Genomic DNA, 17,185 nt, shown 5'->3' with positions numbered 1-17,185 from the left:
CGGGAAAGGCGCGCAGTTTTTGCTAAGTAACTCTTAGTCTGTCGACTAAAATTTACTTGGTCTTGGAGGTGAGGGGGATAGTCTGCGTCAACGCTTCAGCGCTCTTGAGGAGGGCCTTTCTCTTTTCGCGAGACAGCCTTGCCGCAGTCGCGAGAATACTTGCGAGAAGGTCATCTTCTTCGTAAAGGAAACTTGTCGGAACCTGCAGTGCAATGGCCAGCCGCTGCCCCATCTGCAGCTTGGGCGTGTGCTTTCCGCTTTCGTATTGATTCACGCGCGCGCTTGCGGAGAATTCGTCGATTCCCGCTGCGATCCCAAGTTGCTCCTGGGTGAGGCCCGAGCGCAGGCGAGCCTGTTTCAGGCGCTTGGGGAAAACAGCGGATGTCGATGAAGATCGAGGCATCCTAAGAGTTTCTTTATTTATTGTGGGATTTTTACTAAGTATTTCTTAGTCTAAAAGCTAAGAATTCCTTAGTTGGATGGCGGCGAAGTGATGACTTCTCTGCTTGGTGAAACGAGGACTCCGCAGCTTTCGAGTTGGACAGGATTGGCGGCGGACATGACATGACGGACTTTGGACGATGGCGACAATCTTGAACATCCTCAGCTACGTGAGCATCCTCGCGCTAATCGCGCTGGGTCTCGCGATCATCTTCGGTTTGATGGACATCGTGAACCTCGCACACGCGGAGTGGGTGACGATCGGGGCCTACACGTTGGCAGTGGCGCAATCGTTGGGCGGGCCGCATGCGTTCTGGCTCGCATTGTTTGTGGCGCCGGTGGTTGGTGCGGTGTTCGGATGGTTCCTTGAGCGGCTCGTGATCCGGTTGCTCTACGACCGTCCGCTCGACACATTGCTCGCGACATACGCGATCAGCCTAATCGTCCAGAAAGCCTTCGAACTAGTTTTCGGCACACATCCGATGCTGGTGTACGCGCCCTTAGAGGGGGCGATTCCCGTGCCGGGGGGCAGCTATCCGGCGTATCGACTCTTCGTGATTGGCGTTGCAGCGGTGGTGACGACCGGTTGCTGGCTGCTATTCACCTATACACGCTTCGGAATTCAGCTGCGTGCTGTGATCCAGCACCCAGCGATGGCGGAGGCAGTCGGTATCGACACGCGGCGGCTGAACCGGCTGGCGTTCTGTGGCGGTGCCGCACTCGCATCGCTGGCGGGCGTCCTTGTCGCGCCGATGACATCGGTGGAGTCCCATCTTGGCGTCGCCTATTTGGCCAAGGCGTTCTTCGTGATCGTGTTGGGCGGTATCGGTTCGATCGCCGGCAGTCTGCTGGGTAGCGCCTTCGTCGGCACAGCTGAAACGCTGCTCAGCTATCGCGTCGATCCGTCCCTAGCCTCAGCGATTGTGCTGATTCTGTCCATCGTTCTGATCCGTTTTCGGCCGCAGGGCCTGTTGCCCGGTTTCAGCGCCGCTCATCAGTTCCACGGTAAAGGTTGAATCATGCTCCAACAATTTCTTGCGAGTAAGCGCCGCTGGTTGTTTCAACCAGCGATCAGTATCGAAGACATCTCTCCGATGGCAATCGGCGCAGCGATTGTTGCTGCCGCATTGATCTTGCCGTTCTGCCTGGGCAGTTATCCGCTTTCGACCGTGCGGGATGCGCTGATCATGGGACTGTTGGCACTGAGCTACGACCTGTTGTGGGGTAGGGCTGGCGTACTCACGCTCGGACATACAACCTTCTTCGGACTCGGCGCGTACGGTTTCGCAATCGCTACCGTGCAATATGGACAGACGCCCGCCGTCGGAGTGATCGTGGGACTGGTCTGTGCCGTGGTCGTCGCGGCCGTGTTGGGCTATTTCCTGTTGTTTGCCGGTGTGCGCTTACACTTTTTCGCCATTATCAGCATGGCCGTGCTGATTGTCGTCCAGCAACTGGCGACAAGCTGGCAGTCGGTCACGGGCGGTGACACGGGTCTCCTCGGCATTCCGGGGTTGTCCTTCTCACTGGTCGGGCACACGCTCGATTTGAGCGGAGCGCGCGGGTCCTGGTACACGGTCGTGACCGTGCTTGCCGTACTGCTCGTCGCGACCTGGCTCGTATGCCGCAGCCGGTACGGCAAAGTCCTGACCGCGATCGCGACGAACGAATGGCGGGCAAAGGCGTGCGGTTATCACACGTCCGGGCACCTTTTGCTGGTGTCCGTCGCATCGGCTGGACTTGCCGCAATCGCAGGAACGTTGATGGCTGCCTGTTCGGGGGTAGTGGCGCCCGATGTGTTCTCGCCGGTGCTGGCCACCGAAGTCATTCTATGGGTGGCGATCGGCGGTAAAGGCACGCTCGGTGGTCCGGTGCTCGCCGCCGTCGGGTTGACGTTGCTTAAGCAAACGGTATCGAGCGCAACTACCGACGGATGGCCGCTCGTGCTCGGCGCATTGTTCCTCTGCTGCGTGCTGTTCCTGCCCAACGGCGTACAACTCGGTGGCTTGATCGCGGGGGCACGCCGGATCGACCGAATTCGACGGGGACGTAGCCCCTTACGTCGTGCCGAACGCGTGGAAGGAGGCCGGTAATGGATACGCCGCTGATAAAGGGTGAAGGGTTGCAGCGCGCGTTCGGTGGCATTCATGCGGTCGACAACGTCGACGTGTCGATTGGCTCACGCGATCTGCTGTGCGTAATTGGCCCGAACGGCGCTGGCAAGAGCACTTTGGTCGGGCTGTTGTCCGGCGCAATCGCGCCGGGGGCCGGAGAGTTGTACCTCGCCGGTGAGCGTATGACGGGTCGGCCGATGCACCGATTCTGTCGACGCGGCGTGGTTCGCAAGTTTCAAGGCACGAACACCTTTCTTTCAATGAGCGTGCGCGAGAACCTCGTCGTCGCGGGCCTCGGTGTTGCCTCGTACCGGGACACGCCGATGCCGGATCCGGACGCCATTCTGGACGAGATAGGACTGTCGGACCAGGCCAACTTACGTGCGATGACCCTGCCGCATGGTGAACGCCAGTGGCTGGAGATTGGCATGGCGATGATGTGCCAACCCGCGTTGCTCTTGCTCGATGAGCCGGCCGCCGGCCTGTCGGTCGCCGATGCGCAGCGGCTCGTATGCCTGATTCACCGTCTGCGCGAGCGCTGCGCGGTACTCGCGATCGAGCACGACCTGAGCTTTGTCGAGGCGCTACGGTGCGAGACCTGGGTCATGCACCGCGGCCAGATCGTTCGACGAGGTTCCTATGCGGACATCGCGCGCGATGAAGAAATCCGGCGCATCTATCTCGGTCAGGGAGCGGGTCATGCTACACATTGAGAATCTGTCTGCCGGATATGGCGACGTTGCAGTGCTGCATCAACTCAACCTCGACGTCGGGCCAAACGAAGTTGTTGGCGTGCTCGGCTGTAATGGCGTCGGCAAGACGACCCTGGTCAAAGCGATCATGGGCTTGCTGCCACGCGTGACAGGCGACGTGCGGTTTCAGGGGCAATCCCTCAACGGCTTGCGCACCCATGCGATCGCCCGACGCGGCATCGGATTGGTTCCTCAGGGACGCTGGATTTTTCCCAAGTTGACCGTGCGCGAGAACCTCATGATGGGCACGCAGGCTGCGGGTGGTGGGGCGATTCTCGACGAGGTGTTCGAATATTTCCCCATTCTCAAGTCGCGACTCTCGCAGCACGGCGGCACGCTGTCCGGAGGTGAGCAACAGGTGCTCGCGATTGCCCGCGCGCTGTGCGGTCGGCCGAAACTGCTGTTGCTGGATGAACCGTCCGACGGCGTGCAGCCGAATCTGGTCGAGCTGATCGGCGAGGTCATCCCAACGTTGTGCCGCCGATCGCAGCTCGCCGTGCTCCTGGTCGAGCAGAACCTTGACCTTGTGCTGCGCAGCGCGCAGCGCTGCATCGTGCTCAAGAACGGGCGAGTTGCCCATGCCGGCCGCATCGAGCCGCGAAGCGGTGCCGCGGGGGCCCATCCGTTGGCACAATACCTGTCGCCGGCCGCCGAGTCTGACACGTCTTCAATCTCTTCACTACATTCGATGCATTCCCACCTGGACCTCACCCGATGAAGACTACGATGAATCGTCGCACCTTTACCCGAACCGCCTTATTCAGTGCCGTCGGCGCACTCACCACTTCTGCTATGCCATCGTTGGTACGGGCCACCACGCCGCTCAAGATCGGCCTGCTCGCGCCTTTGAGCGGTCCGCTCACCCGCGTGGGCGAGACCAACCGCAACTGCGCACAGTTGGCCGTCGACGAAATCAACGCCTTCGGTGGATTGCTGGGGCGCCCGTTGCAACTGAGCGTCGAGGATACCCAGATGTCCACTGCCGTGACGCTGCAGAAGGCCCGGCAGCTGTTGATGCGCGATGAGGTCGCGGTCCTGACCGGCATGGTGCTACCGTCCGAGCGCGAAGCAGCGATGCAGGCCGCCAAGTCCGCTGGGCGGCTCGTGATCTACCCGAACTTCGACGAGGGGCGCTGCGATCCGAATCTGTTCACTACGGGCCTGACTGTCAACCAGCGCGTCGACCCACTGATCGATTGGCTGATGCGCAAGGGTGGTCGCACGGTATGCGCAGTGGTCTCGGACATCGGCAGCAACCGCAAGGTGCTGGTGCCCAGACTGCAGGCAGCGGTGAAGCGTTATGGCGGGCAGCTTCTCAACGTGTATTGGTTGCCGTTCGGAACACGCGATTATGGTGCGGTGCTGCAGCAGATCGCAAGCCAGCGCCCACAGATCGTCTGGCACAGCATCGGCGACGACCCGGTCACCTTCGTCAAACAGTACCGCTCATTCGGCATGAAACCGCAACTGGTGACTGACATTGCGCACGAGTCGCTGTCGATCGCAACCACCGGCGCGTCGACCGGGATCATCGGAGTGTCCTCGTATTTCATGAGCATCGACAACCCGGAGAACCGGGACTTTCTCGCGCACTACACGGCACATGAAGCTGGCCCACACGACCCTCGGTTAGGGCAGTTGGCCGTGGTGCTACCGCACGGTGAGTGCACGTATGCCGGACTTCGCCTGTTTGCAGCGGCTGTCAAGGCGGCCGGCAGCGTTGACGTTGCCCGCGTGAAAGCCGCGCTGCCGGGTGTTTCGTTAAATCTGCCGCGTGGCAAGGCGGGCGTGAGCCAGGACGGCGACCATGTGTTGTGCCAAACCCGTATCGGACGCGCACTGTCGGACAATAGTTTCGCGGTTTTGGACTCGGCCGGACCGATTCCACCGCAGTGCGAGGGATAGGCATGAGGCAGTCAAACGCGTTCTAATTTCTCTCATTTATTAAGGATTGCATATGAATGAAGTGCTGAAAATGAACGTCGAGCAGCTAATGGTCGGCTACCGACGCCGCTCGTTCTCGCCCGTCGAGGTTATTTGCGCGGTTCTGGACCGGGTCGCGCTCTTCAATCCGCTTGTCAACGGCGTGTGCAGCCTCGACGAGGACGGCGTTCTGGCCGCCGCCCGCGAGTCGGAGCGACGCTGGATGCGCGGGGAGCCATGTGGATTGCTGGATGGCGTGCCGGTCTCGGTCAAGGACCTTGTCGCCGTGCGCGGACTGCCTACCCGATATGGATCGCTTACGTCACCCAGTGCGCCGGAGGCCGATGACGCACCCGCGGTCGGGCGACTGCGACAGGCTGGCGCGCTGCTATTCGGCAAGACCACGACCTCGGAATTCGGCAACAAGATCGTCACCGATAGCCCGCTCACCGGCATTACCCGTAACCCGTGGGACCGGCGTCTCACGTCCGGCGGGAGCAGCGGCGGATCAGCTGTTGCGGTTGCGCTCGGCATGGGGCCGTTGTCGCTGGCCACCGACGGCGGCGGCTCGATCCGCGTCCCAGCCTGCTGGAGCGGGGTGGTCGGAATGAAACCGTCGTTCAACCGAGTGCCAGCCGGCGCGGCGGTGAGTTGGACGCACCTGTCGACCCTTGGACCGATCGCCCGCTGCGTAAGCGACGCGGCGCTGATGCTGACCGTGATGACCCGCCAGAGCGATGCGCGAAGACTGGCTTCTGCTTGCCCCGATTTGCGCATCGGTCTGGACGATGGCATTGCCGGTTTGCGCATTGCCTATTGCCCGGCACCTGCGGGGGTACAGGTCGAGCCGGACATCATCTCGAGCGTCCTTCAGGCGGTGGGTCTGTTCGAGGCGCTCGGGGCACATGTCGAGGAAACGGCTGTGAAGCCGCTTGACGGCTATCTGGAGAGCCGCATGCACGCAATCCAGTGGGCCGTCTTCTTTGCACAAAGGGCTCGGCAGCTTCCTCCCTCGGCGCGGCCGCAGCTCGATCCAGATGTGTGTGCGCTGGCCGAGGCGGGCGATAGCGTCCCCACTTCGACCTTCGTCGATGCGCTTCAGGCGCGCCACGCGCTCACGGTCGCGATGGCCGCGTTCTTTGAAGACTACGACCTACTGCTCACGCCGACATTCCATTGTGCCCCGCCACTCGCGCAGGGACGGCCTGAGCACTCGCGCATGGCACCCCCGTTGACGTCGTGGTGCAACCAGACTGGGTTGCCGGCGGCGAGCGTGCCGTGTGGTTTGCCTGGCGGGTTACCGACGGGGCTACAGATCATCGGGCCACCGGGGGGTGATGCGCTGGTGCTGCGCGCGGCACGGGCGTACGAGTGCGCACGTGGTCCGTTTCCGGCTCCGCCTGAAGCGATCCGGGATCGGATCGAGGACATGGAGGTGCGCACGTGAGTCCGCCTATTGCCAAGATCCTGGTTCATCTGGCCGAGCGACGTGCAGAACTACACGTACCGGTTGACCCGCCGCATCGACAAGTCGTCGTGGCGGCGGTCCTGCGGTTCGACGGCTGGCGAGCGGATGAGCCGCTTGCGACGCTTGAGTCGCTCTATGAATTGGGCGCTGAGCTCGGCACGCTGCTCACAGGCCGCGCGCGATGGGCGCTGGATGTCCCGCCGTCGGCAATTCAGGCCTACGGCAAGGCAGCGCTTGTGGGCAGCGAGGTACCGCTCGAATGTGCGGCGGCGATCTTGCATCCCCGCATGGGCAAGGCCATGCGCGAGAGCTTGCCCGGCGCCACGTCGTTGATCCCGTCAGTCACCAAGCGCGGTGCGCCAGGGACCTGTGTGGACGTTCCGCTGCACGGCAGCACCGATATGTGGAGCTTTGACCACTTCGACACGGTCTCGCTGACGCTCGCCGATGCACCAGCGCCGAACGAGATCGTGGTGGCGATCGCGCTGGCCGACAGCGGTAGACCGCTCGCGCGTGTGCGACCGGACTGAACAGTGTCGATGCCAATACGGCACGACACGAACAAACAATCAAAATGAGGAAGGAGACATCATGCAGATAAGAAGACTTCGGGGAAGCGCGGGTAAGTTGGCTGTAATGTTGGGCGTGTGCACATGTGCCGGGATCGCGCATGCGCAATCATCGGTCTCGCTGTATGGGCTCGCGGACGCATTCGTTGGCGAAGTGCATCCCGCCGGTGCAACCGGCTATGCGTGGCAAGTCGGCTCTGGCGGGATGACGACTTCGTATTGGGGGATGTCCGGTACGGAAGATCTCGGCGGAGGTATGAAGGCCATCTTCACGCTCGAGAGCTTTTATCGCATCAACGGCGGCCAGGTCGGCTCGTTTCCTGGACAGTCATTTTTTGGGCGAAATGCCTTCGTTGGTCTGAGCGGGAATTTCGGAGCGTTGACGCTGGGGCGCAATACCGCGCCACTGTTCGTGTCGACGCTGCTGTTCAATCCATTCGGCAATTCGTTCGTCTTCTCGCCGATTGTCGTACATAGTTTTCTTGGCTCGGCCCTGGGTGCTGCGTCACTCCAGAGCGACACGGCGATCGATAATTCGCTCCTTTATCAGACCCCTGAGGTTGCCGGTTTGTCCGGAAGCCTGCTGTACAGCAATGCCGGCGTTGCCGGCCATGCCGGGCAAGCCAACTACAGCGCGAACGTGTTGTACTTCGCCGGTCCATTTTCCGCGACGGCCGCCATGCAGAGTTTGCATACGGCATCGCTGTTTCTCAACGGCGCCACCGCGCAGACCGCATGGATGGTCGGTAGCGCGTATCGGTTGCGTGTGGTCAAGCTGTTCGCCCAGTACGAGCGCGTGGACAACAACAATCACGTCACGGACGATACGGTGCAGTTGGGGGCAAGCGTTCGGATAGGGTTAGGAAGCGTACTGATGTCGTGGGCGGGAACGCGGCGGCGACCGTCGGTAGGCGATCGTATCCGTTGGTCGACGGTCGCGCTGGGTTATGACTACCCGTTGTCGAAGCGGACCGATGTGTATGCAGCTTGGCGTTATGACACGATCACAGGTGTGTCGACTGGCAACAGCGTGGGTGCCGGGATGCGGATCAAGTTCTGAGCAGCACTGAACCGTCAGAGCCGAACATCGCCGGAGTGGGTATCCGGCTTTTAGCCTACCGCTCGCTGGAGTTCGAGACGGCAGCTTGCGTTCGGCTTGATGTGAGGCTCGCGGTATCATGTCTCAACATCATTATGAACACTTCATGGCTCATGGTTTTGCCGAAAGTCCGACGCTCGGGTCGCAAGCCGCTTATGAAAGGCGATCTCCTGCCATTGCCGACCGCGAAGGTCCGTGCGCTGTCCCTCGAAAATCATATGGCGCTGGCCGCGGTGCGGGCCGGACATGGAGGAGAAGAGCAAATCAGTTGTCTGCTCCGGGTCGTCTATCTCGCGTTTTATATGCGCAGCGAGACCGGACCGGGCGCGGATTTGAGTATGTATCGGCAAGCCGAGGCCGCTTTGGATGCATGCATTGCTCGTGCGGAGCAGGGTGCAGCTTGGCTGTTGCTCGATCGCGAGCAGTCCACGATCGAGCAGATATTGGTTGTTCATGACGAACAGTTGGCGGCCGTGCCGATGCACAGGTACTGCGCTGCCTGGGAAAAGCTCCAACGACTGATGACGGGGCAGTTCGCGTCACCCATTACGGCGTCGAGCGCGGCGTCGTGAGACCGACAAGTCTCGCGTAGAGCACCCGGAGATCACCTTTCCCGCCTATGGGGAGTTTGCGAAGTAGGCCGCCGCGTGGACGTTGCATCAACGCACGATGACCTCGCACCGCGCCTCGGTCATACCATCCGCGATTTCCGCCGGGATTCCGCGCTGAACCGACGGGATGTCCCGTCGATACGACGGGTTTGGACCATCGTCATCTTCGCTGCTTGAATGCTCTTCACTTCCGGCCACGTTTGTGCCGAATATGGAGGGCGAATCATGTCTTGGAATGATGACGGAACGCGGACAATCTTGCGCCGACGACAGGTCGAGCAGTGCACGGGTCTATCGAGGTCGACGATCTACAAGCGCATGCAAGACGGAACTTTTCCCCGCGCGATCGCGCTTGGCGGGCGAATGGTAGGGTGGCGGGCGGCCGATATCGAACAGTTCTTGGCAGATCCTGCACGATATCGAGCGTCGCAGGCGCGCGAACCTGAAGAGCAGGACGGCAGCGATGAAAAACGATAAGCCGCCGCCGTCGCTTGATGAGCGTCTTCGCAACTGGGGGCAGTCGAATCGTGGTGCTCATGATCCCGTTGATGCCGAGTATGTGACCCGAGCGTGGCGAACGCTGACGCCTCGAAATCGGGACCTGCTGCGAATGGTCTATCTCTGGCATGCGAGTCGGGAAGTCGTGTGTCGACGGCTGAAGATTGCCCGCCATCCGCGTCAACATTTCGATCTGGAACTCCATGCGGCACGGTCCGCGCTTGCCCGTGCCCTTGCAGAAGGCGAGATCCAACAGTGACGTTCGCGGGAGGAATGTTCGGCGACTTCCATAGTACGGGCGCTAGTGTGGCATGAGTCGCGCTCGCCTCGTGTAGGTCCGCCGTGAGCAAGATCGCGTTCACCCCGAACGCGGAATAAATATAGGAATAGCGAGAAGCACCACGGCATGATAGGGATATCGTGTCATCTCGTCGACGCATGTCGGCTCTTGAATCGGCGTGCTGGCTGACCTACAGTGAAGCCAACAATCCGATCCGGTCAACGTGCGCAGCACGACCGAGTACGCGTTAGCGGCCCCGCAGCATTGATGTCTGTGTGATGGCGTAATGTGCCGTAGCGCTCGTGAGAAAGCCTGCAATCGCAGGCTTTTTTGATTTCTGGTGTGTTCCTGTTGAACACGTCGCGACCCTTCCGCATGCCGCAAGCCCTCATTTCCATGAAGGGACGTCGATGCTCGGAGCCACATCCGAGGAATGACGACCATGAAATCGCTTCTGGTGGCTTCGGCCCATGGTGGTACAGGCAGAACGACAGTGGTGTGTCAGTTCGCCCATTATCTTCGTCTTGTGTGTGGATATCGTGTGTTGGTGCTTGATCTGGCCGAGCCGGCGCGTAGTGCCATTTCGCTTACACGCGGCGCAAGCGCACGGTTGATGAAGTGCGGGGCGCCGAATGTTAGGTCTGACAGACTGCCCGATTCGGCCGGATCCTGCATAGGCGTGCTTGCTGCGGACGCCATCGCGGGTATTGCGTATCGAGACGATCCGGTCGGCGCGCGTTGCTACGCCAATTTGCGACATCTACTGTCCCAAGTCGCGCCGTTGTTTGACGTATGCCTGATCGATAGTCCGCCGTGGCCTGATTCGCGATCCATTTGTGCAGCGGCGCTCGTGGATGCGCTGATCAGTCCCGTTCTGTTGTCGCCTGACATGCTCGAGCAGGTGGTCGAATTCGTCAATGGCAGCAATGGCGTGCGTAGTGTCCGAGCCCGGCTCAATCCCTCCTTGTGCTTTATCGGCATCGTGCCCAACTGCGTCGAGACGAGCCTGCGACAGGAGACTCGATTCAAGCGGCTCGAGGCCTGCGTGGCCGCATGGCTTGTTCCGCATGATCAGAGTCCAAGCGGCCATCTATTGCTACCTCGGCTCGACACCATCTCGCAGGCGCAGGCGAACGGGGTCTCGATTATGGACCTCGGTTCGGCCGACTTGGCAGCTAATCGCGAATGGCAAGCCATGCGCGTGTGTTTCGATGTGCTCGCTCGTCGACTCTTCTCTGCGCATGAACCGGCATTACAGTCGGAAATAGTCGAGGTGTGCCATGCGTAATTCCGCGTTACCTTCGGACGTGCGACAAAGCGTGTGGCCTCGCGTGCTGTCGCTTGCGGTTGCGCTTGGCGTGTCGATGGCGTGGTCCGACGTTGCACGAGCGGACGATTGGGGTTGTCAGGTGAGGCTGTGTCTGTCTAATCCCGGTGGCCCGGAGCAGTACGCCGAATGCGTGCCGCCAATCGAGAGACTATGGGCCGCGCTGCGAGACGGCGATCCTGTTCCAACCTGTGATCTTGCTACAGCTGGGACGTTGAACGGAGCGGCAAGCAACAACGCACATGCCACCCACTATCCTGCGACGTCAGCAGTGCATCTCCTGCAGCAGGTCGTTCGCCCAGGAGAGGGGAATCGATAATGCCGCTCGATTTCTTGTCGCTCGTGCACTATTGCGCGCCGCAGATCGCCCCGGTCACGATGGCGGCGATCGTGCGCACCGAATCGGGATTCAATCCCTACGCGATCGGCATCGTTCACGGGCAGCTTCGTCGACAGCCATCGAATATTGCCGAAGCGGTCGCGACGGTGCGCGCGTTGGAGGCGGGCGGCTGGAATTTCAGTGTCGGGCTCACGCAGGTGAATCGAGCGAACTGGCCGACCTTTGGCCTGACCGCCGAGAACGCATTCAAGCCTTGTCGCAACCTGGCAGCAGGCGCCGCCATTCTCCGCCGCTGTTTTACAGCGGCGGTGACGACCGGAAAGTTCCACGCACGGACCGATTATAGGGCTGATGTACAGGCTGCACTACGCGCAAGCCTTTCTTGCTATGCGAGCGGCAATTTCTCGACCGGCTACCAGACGGGCTACGTCCAGCGTGTCGTGGAGAGCGCAGCGGCGCAAGCGTCCTCTGATTCGTTCGTTCCGGCAATTGCACCTATTCCCGTCGTACCGATCGATTCTGCAGCGCCGATTCGCGCTCTCCGTTCTGAACCTGAGGTTCGGAAGCTATCGCGGCGGGATCATGACGGTGTGAGCGCCGCTTCGCCCGACACCCAGGAGCGGCTCAAACCGAACAGTAGCGCGGTGGTGTTCTAACTCGCCGTTGACGAAATAATCAGCGATAGATCGAACAGGATCCGAACATGTATTTAGGAATGCGATTTGAATTGTGGAGATTGGTCAGAATAGCGATGCGATTGCTGTCTGACCGAAAGATGGCGCTGACGATCATTCTTGCCACATCGTCCCTGATGTTCGCGTCTCCGGCCTGCGCACAACTCTCACAGGTCAATACGCTGCTCAACACGATCCAGACGACGCTGCTGAGCGTCGGAGGCGTGATCTGTTCGATTTCTATCATCTGGGCGGGCTTTCGGATGATGTTCCAGCACGCCCGGTTCGGTGATATCGCGAACGTGTTTATCGGCGGTCTATTCGTCGGTTGCGCGACCGTCATCGCCGGCATGCTGATTCCGTCGAGCTGATCCGGGGGCGCCGAACCATGTATTCGCTCAAGGATCCCGTATTCAAAGGCTGCACGCGTCCCGCGATGCTCTGGGGGGTGCCACTGGTGCCCTTCCTGATGGTCGGCGGCGGCATGCTGATCCCGGCGATCTGGGCACTGCTGGCCAGCCCTGCGCTGGGTGTCGCGATCCTCCTTTTGATGATCCCGGTGTTCGTCGCGATGCGGGTGACGACGCGCCATGACGATCAACGGCTTGCCCAGCACGTGCGACGCGTTCGCATGGCGCTGCGTCAGGGCAATCGCCGCTTCTGGGGTGTACATGCCTATGTGCCGGTACGCCTGAAGAGGAGGGGGTGACATGCCGCGCAAATCGCACGTCGGATCCGTCGCGAGTCGGGAAGTGCCGCTTGCCGGCTATATCCCGTACTCGACACATGTGACCGACCACGTCATCAAGACGCGCGAAGGCGACTACCTGCAGATCTGGAAGATCGCCGGGATTGCGTTTGAGGCGGCCGATCCCGCCGACATCCTCGCGCGACATGATGGGTTCAACCAATTTGTGCGCGGATTGGCGGGCGGCCATGTGGCGCTGTGGTCGCATCGTCTGCGCCGACGGGTGTCGGACCGATTCTCGACGCAGTACGACAACCACTTCTGCGAGGACCTGGCAACGCGCTACTACGCGAGTTTTGCCGGCTATCGGATGATGGCCAACGAGTTGTATTTGACGGTGGTCTACCGGCCCAATCGCACCCGCCTCGGACGTGTCTTCAGCCGCGCGGCACGCCGCACGCGCGACGACATCCGGCGCGATCAGCTCGATGCACTGAAGGTGATGTCGGAACTCGCCGCCCAGGTCGAATCGAGCCTGAAACCCTATGAACCGGTCGCGCTTGGTGTCTATCGCCGGCCGAGTCCCATCGTGACCACTTCGCGCCGCTATTCGTCAGCGCTAGAACTGCTCGGCTATCTGGTCAACGGTGTCTGGGAACCTGAGCCGGTGCCAGCTGGCACGATCCGAGAGGCGCTACCCATTTCGCGGCTCTTTGTGGGGGCCGAGAAAATCGAGATTCGCATGCCGACGGCAACGCGGTTCGCGGCGATGCTCGACCTCAAGGATTATCCGGAAGACACCGAACCGGGCATGCTCAATGGTCTGCTGTACGGCGACTTCGAATATATCGAGACGCAGAGCTTCACGATTCTGGATAAACCCACGGCGAAAGAGGCGTTGGAGCGGCAGCGCAATCAGCTTATCGCCGGTGAGGACGTTGCCCTGTCCCAAGTCGACGCGATCGACCGCGCCCTCGATGATCTGATTAACGGGAATTTCGTTCTTGGCGAGTATCACTATTCGCTGGCAGTGCTCGGTGACTCGCTGAATGAGGTGTCTCGAAGTGTCGCGAAGGCCCGAACGCAACTGGCCGATGCCGGGTTCCAGACGGCTCTGATCGATCTTGTGGCTGATGCGGCGTGGTTTGCGCAACTACCGGCCAACTGGCGCTATCGACCGCGCGAAGCGATGCTCACGTCGCGCAATTTTTGTGGTCTGGCAAGCCTGCACAACTTCGCGACTGGCAAGCGCGAAGGCAATCCGTGGGGCGAGGCAATCACGATCGTCAAGACACCCAGCGGCCAGCCGCTCTATCTGAACTTCCACGCGACACCGGATAAGCAGGACTCACTCGACGAGAAGGCACTCGCCAACACGCAGATCATCGGCCGGGCAGGCGCCGGCAAGACGGTGCTCGAACTGTTCTTGCTCGCGATGGCGACCAAGTATGACCTTACGGCGGTGCTGTTCGACAAGGATCGCGGCACGGAGATCGCGATCCGTGCGATGGGCGGCACCCATACCGTGTTCCGTCGCGGCGAACCCACCGGGCTGAATCCGTTCCAGATGGCACCGGATGAGCCGGTGATCGAATTCTGGGAGCGCCTCGTGCGCAAGCTCGTCGACGTCGGCGAGCCATTGTCTGCAAAGGACGAACTCGACATCTCGCGTGCCGTACGAGAGGTTGCGCGTATGAACAAGTCCCTGCGCCGTCTGTCGATGGTGCGGCAGCTTCTCCCGAACGTAGGCGAAAACAGCCTGCATGCGCGACTGGCCAAATGGTGTGCGGGCGGACGTCTGGGGTGGGTACTCGACAACCCGACGGACCGCATCGATCTCTCGCACGCGAAACTGTTTGGCTTCGATGACACCGAGTTGCTGGACGACCCTGAGGTGTCGACGCCGGTGACGATGTACCTGCTGCACCGGACCGAAAACCTGATCGACGGGCGACGTTTCATCTATGTGATGACCGAGTTCTGGAAGCGGCTCGGCGATCCAGTCTTCACGGATTTTGCGAAGAACAAGCAGAAGACAATCCGCAAGCAGAACGGGCTGGGGATTTTTGATACCCAGTCGCCGGCCGACGTATTGCGAAGCGAAATCGCAAGTGCGCTGATCGAGCAGAGCGCGACCTTTTTCTTCCTGCCGAATCCACGCGCCGACTACGACGATTACGTGCGTGGCTTCAAGCTGACCGAAGCCGAATTCAATATCGTGCGCAACCTGGGCGAGAGCAGCCGCTTGTTCCTCGTCAAGCAGGGCCATCGCTCCGCGATCGGCCGACTCGATCTCGCAGGGCTTGGCGATGTGCTCGATGTCCTGTCCGGCACGACCGACAACGTCGAACTGCTGGATGCGATCCGTGCCGAAGTCGGAGATATGCCGAAAGACTGGCTGCCCGTTTTTCATGACCGACTAGCGAAGCGTCGGGCGGCACAGGCGAGCTCGCGCTTGTCGCCATCGCCCGGGCCGGGAGGTGCGCGATGAGTGGCCTCTTTACCGCCGTAGGCGGCACGCTCGAAAACGGCATGTCGACCTACGTTACGACCGTATCGTCGGCGCTTTCCGGAGCACTCGTGCCCGTCGTGACCACAGGCGTCACGATCTGGGTGCTGGCCTATGGTTTCGCGGTGGTGCGCGGCGAAGCGCACGAGGCGGTGCCGGCCTTTGCCTGGCGAGGGCTGAAAGTGTCGATCACGCTCGCGTTCGCGCTGAGCACTGGGATCTACCAGCAGCAGGTCGTCACAGCCGTCAACGGCGCGACGGCCGGGCTGGCCCAGACAATCCAGAACGCGGCGAACACGACGGGTGGGGGCAATCCGGGATGCGGGTCGGCCAACGGCAGCACCGTGACCGGACAGGGTGCCGCGACCAGCATTTACCAGACACTCGACTGCTACGACCAACAGGTCGACCTCGTGATGGACGCCTACTTCAACAAGGCGACGCATGAGGGAATCAGTCCGAGCGGTCTGGCCGCCGCGATTGGGGATTTCCTCTGCGGCCTCATTGCTGCGCTCGGTGGGTCCATTTTTTTGATCGTGCTGGCTTTCGAGGTCGTGATGGCGAGGATGCTACTCGATCTCGTGCTCGGACTGGGCCCGATCTTCATCGCGTGCGCCGCGTTTGCGCCCACTGCGCGATTTTTCGAGGCGTGGACCGCGAAGGTTGCCAATTACGCGTTGCTACAGGTTTTGGTTGCTGCCTTCCTTGGCATGGCGCTCACGGCGTTCTCGGCCGATCTCACTTCGTTCCACGCGACGGGCGGTTCACCCGGTGACGGCTCGTCAGCCCTGATGCAAGCCGTTTCCGCCTCTCTAGACGATGCCGCCGCAGCGGCTGCCGCGATTGGGCTCTTTGCGACCGGGGTGTTTCTCGCGATGGTCGGTTGGCAGTTGCCTTCGGTTGCAGCGGGCTTGTCTGGCGGCGCCACGCTGTCGGGTTTCGGTGCGTTTGTGGCCGGCATGGCATCGCGAAGCCTCGTCACGGCGATCGGGCGGGCGTTTAGCCGTAACGGACGAGGCCCGCCCTCCGGTGGCGAAATTCGCGATCGGACGGGTTCGGGCGGGAGATTTGGGTCGGGCGGCGGCGGGGCCCCAGCTTACCAGCGCGCTGCGCGCGCGAATTTGGGCCAGCAGGACAGCTGACCAGGAGGTAACGACCATGAATGGACGAAGCAAATGGATCACTGTCGCATTCGTGTGTGCGGCGCAATGCGCTGGCGCTCACGCGCAAGGGATCCCGGTTTACGACGCACAGAACGTTGTGCAGGCCATTGCCACCGTGGGCCAACTCAAGCAGCAAGTGCAGCAAGAAATGCAGATCTATCAGTCGACGATTGGTTCACGCGGTTTCGGCACGCTTCTGAGCAATCCGGTCGTCGCCAACTCGTTACCGTCGAACTGGCAGAGCGTCTATACCGCGATCCAGAACGGCGGCTATGCAGGCCTGACGGGTAGTGCGCAGGCATTGCGCTCGGCCAGTCAGGTCTACGACTGCGATGACCAAACCGGGGTGGATCAGCAGTTGTGCCGGCGCACGCTCAACAAACCCTACCAGGACAAGGCGTTCGGCCTGCAGGCATACCAGACCGAGCTGCGGGAGCTGGACCAGATCCAGAGTCTTGCGCAACAGATCAACGCGACGCAGGACCCGAAGGGCGTCGCGGAATTGCAGGCGCGTATTCAGACCGAATCCACGGCGGTCGGCAACGAGATGACCAAACTGCAGCTCTTTCGCATGCTGGCCGAGACGGAGGACAAGCTCGTAGCCGAGCAGCAAAGTGAACTGGTGCTGAGCCGAGCGGGTAAGACCAACCGGCTCCAGGACCAGATGGTGCCTGCGTCATTCGGAAACTGAGGCGACACCATGTCCATACTGAGTTCGTTGACGTTCGC

At 61.2% G+C, this 17,185-nt stretch carries 19 protein-coding genes; 18 read left to right on the top strand and 1 reads right to left on the bottom strand.

What is annotated here, in order from left to right; translation table 11 throughout:
• Positions 1-52: 52 nt before the first annotated feature.
• Positions 53-403, bottom strand: a complete 351-nt coding sequence (locus DIE17_RS21540) for a helix-turn-helix domain-containing protein (protein WP_124486352.1) — start codon at positions 401-403, stop codon at positions 53-55.
• A gap of 178 nt (positions 404-581) precedes the next feature.
• Here DIE17_RS21540 and urtB point away from each other — a divergent pair, with 178 nt between their 5' ends.
• The 18 genes from urtB (at position 582) to virB5 (ending at position 17,147) form a co-directional block, all read left to right on the top strand.
• Positions 582-1,457: an urea ABC transporter permease subunit UrtB gene (gene urtB, locus DIE17_RS21535; RefSeq protein WP_124486351.1), complete on the top strand. Its 876-nt coding sequence runs from the start codon at positions 582-584 to the stop codon at positions 1,455-1,457.
• 3 nt (positions 1,458-1,460) lie between these two features.
• The gene (locus DIE17_RS21530; protein ID WP_124486350.1) at positions 1,461-2,534 is read left to right on the top strand and encodes a branched-chain amino acid ABC transporter permease; all 1,074 of its coding nucleotides are present in this window, start codon (positions 1,461-1,463) and stop codon (positions 2,532-2,534) included.
• Positions 2,534-3,268, top strand: coding sequence for an ABC transporter ATP-binding protein (locus DIE17_RS21525; RefSeq protein WP_124486349.1), 735 nt, complete (start codon positions 2,534-2,536; stop codon positions 3,266-3,268). Before DIE17_RS21530 ends, DIE17_RS21525 begins: the two co-directional genes overlap by 1 nt.
• Complete coding sequence (locus DIE17_RS21520) at positions 3,255-4,025, top strand: ABC transporter ATP-binding protein (RefSeq protein WP_124486348.1); 771 nt, start codon at positions 3,255-3,257, stop codon at positions 4,023-4,025. The genes DIE17_RS21525 and DIE17_RS21520 overlap by 14 nt, the downstream gene beginning before the upstream one ends.
• Positions 4,026-4,033: 8 nt before the next feature.
• Positions 4,034-5,212, top strand: coding sequence for an ABC transporter substrate-binding protein (locus DIE17_RS21515; protein WP_124486347.1), 1,179 nt, complete (start codon positions 4,034-4,036; stop codon positions 5,210-5,212).
• A 52-nt stretch (positions 5,213-5,264) separates the two neighbouring features.
• Positions 5,265-6,677 carry an amidase family protein gene (locus DIE17_RS21510; RefSeq protein ID WP_124486346.1) on the top strand — a complete coding sequence of 471 codons (1,413 nt, stop codon included), beginning with the start codon at positions 5,265-5,267 and terminating at the stop codon, positions 6,675-6,677.
• Entirely contained in the window at positions 6,674-7,228 is a 555-nt protein-coding gene (locus DIE17_RS21505) for an amino acid synthesis family protein (RefSeq protein WP_124486345.1), read from the top strand. Before DIE17_RS21510 ends, DIE17_RS21505 begins: the two co-directional genes overlap by 4 nt.
• Positions 7,229-7,334: 106 nt before the next feature.
• A complete protein-coding gene (locus DIE17_RS21500) occupies positions 7,335-8,327 on the top strand; it encodes a porin (RefSeq protein ID WP_409364585.1) in 993 nt (330 codons plus the stop codon).
• Positions 8,328-8,521: 194 nt separating this feature from the next.
• Complete coding sequence (locus DIE17_RS21495; protein ID WP_254601398.1) at positions 8,522-8,938, top strand: hypothetical protein; 417 nt, start codon at positions 8,522-8,524, stop codon at positions 8,936-8,938.
• A 264-nt stretch (positions 8,939-9,202) separates the two neighbouring features.
• Positions 9,203-9,454, top strand: coding sequence for a helix-turn-helix transcriptional regulator (locus DIE17_RS21490; RefSeq protein ID WP_124486343.1), 252 nt, complete (start codon positions 9,203-9,205; stop codon positions 9,452-9,454).
• Positions 9,441-9,734, top strand: a complete 294-nt coding sequence (locus DIE17_RS21485; protein WP_124486342.1) for a hypothetical protein — start codon at positions 9,441-9,443, stop codon at positions 9,732-9,734. The genes DIE17_RS21490 and DIE17_RS21485 overlap by 14 nt, the downstream gene beginning before the upstream one ends.
• Positions 9,735-10,197: 463 nt before the next feature.
• Entirely contained in the window at positions 10,198-11,043 is an 846-nt protein-coding gene (locus DIE17_RS21480) for a ParA family protein (RefSeq protein WP_185633830.1), read from the top strand.
• 357 nt (positions 11,044-11,400) lie between these two features.
• Positions 11,401-12,078, top strand: a complete 678-nt coding sequence (locus tag DIE17_RS21470) for a lytic transglycosylase domain-containing protein (protein WP_124486339.1) — start codon at positions 11,401-11,403, stop codon at positions 12,076-12,078.
• Between the two features lie 119 nt (positions 12,079-12,197).
• Complete coding sequence (locus DIE17_RS21465) at positions 12,198-12,467, top strand: TrbC/VirB2 family protein (RefSeq protein ID WP_254601399.1); 270 nt, start codon at positions 12,198-12,200, stop codon at positions 12,465-12,467.
• Between the two features lie 17 nt (positions 12,468-12,484).
• A complete protein-coding gene (locus DIE17_RS21460) occupies positions 12,485-12,805 on the top strand; it encodes a type IV secretion system protein VirB3 (protein WP_124486337.1) in 321 nt (106 codons plus the stop codon).
• A 1-nt stretch (position 12,806) separates the two neighbouring features.
• The gene (locus tag DIE17_RS21455; RefSeq protein ID WP_124486336.1) at positions 12,807-15,275 is read left to right on the top strand and encodes a VirB4 family type IV secretion/conjugal transfer ATPase; all 2,469 of its coding nucleotides are present in this window, start codon (positions 12,807-12,809) and stop codon (positions 15,273-15,275) included.
• Positions 15,272-16,435: a type IV secretion system protein gene (locus DIE17_RS21450; protein ID WP_124486335.1), complete on the top strand. Its 1,164-nt coding sequence runs from the start codon at positions 15,272-15,274 to the stop codon at positions 16,433-16,435. The genes DIE17_RS21455 and DIE17_RS21450 overlap by 4 nt, the downstream gene beginning before the upstream one ends.
• A gap of 16 nt (positions 16,436-16,451) precedes the next feature.
• Complete coding sequence (virB5, locus tag DIE17_RS21445; protein ID WP_124486334.1) at positions 16,452-17,147, top strand: P-type DNA transfer protein VirB5; 696 nt, start codon at positions 16,452-16,454, stop codon at positions 17,145-17,147.
• Positions 17,148-17,185 lie beyond the last annotated feature (38 nt).

The sequence above is a fragment of the Burkholderia sp. Bp9099 genome (assembly GCF_003857805.1).
Taxonomy (GTDB): domain Bacteria; phylum Pseudomonadota; class Gammaproteobacteria; order Burkholderiales; family Burkholderiaceae; genus Burkholderia.
Note: the sequence above shows the minus strand (reverse complement) of the source record. Positions and strands in the feature narration are given on the sequence as shown.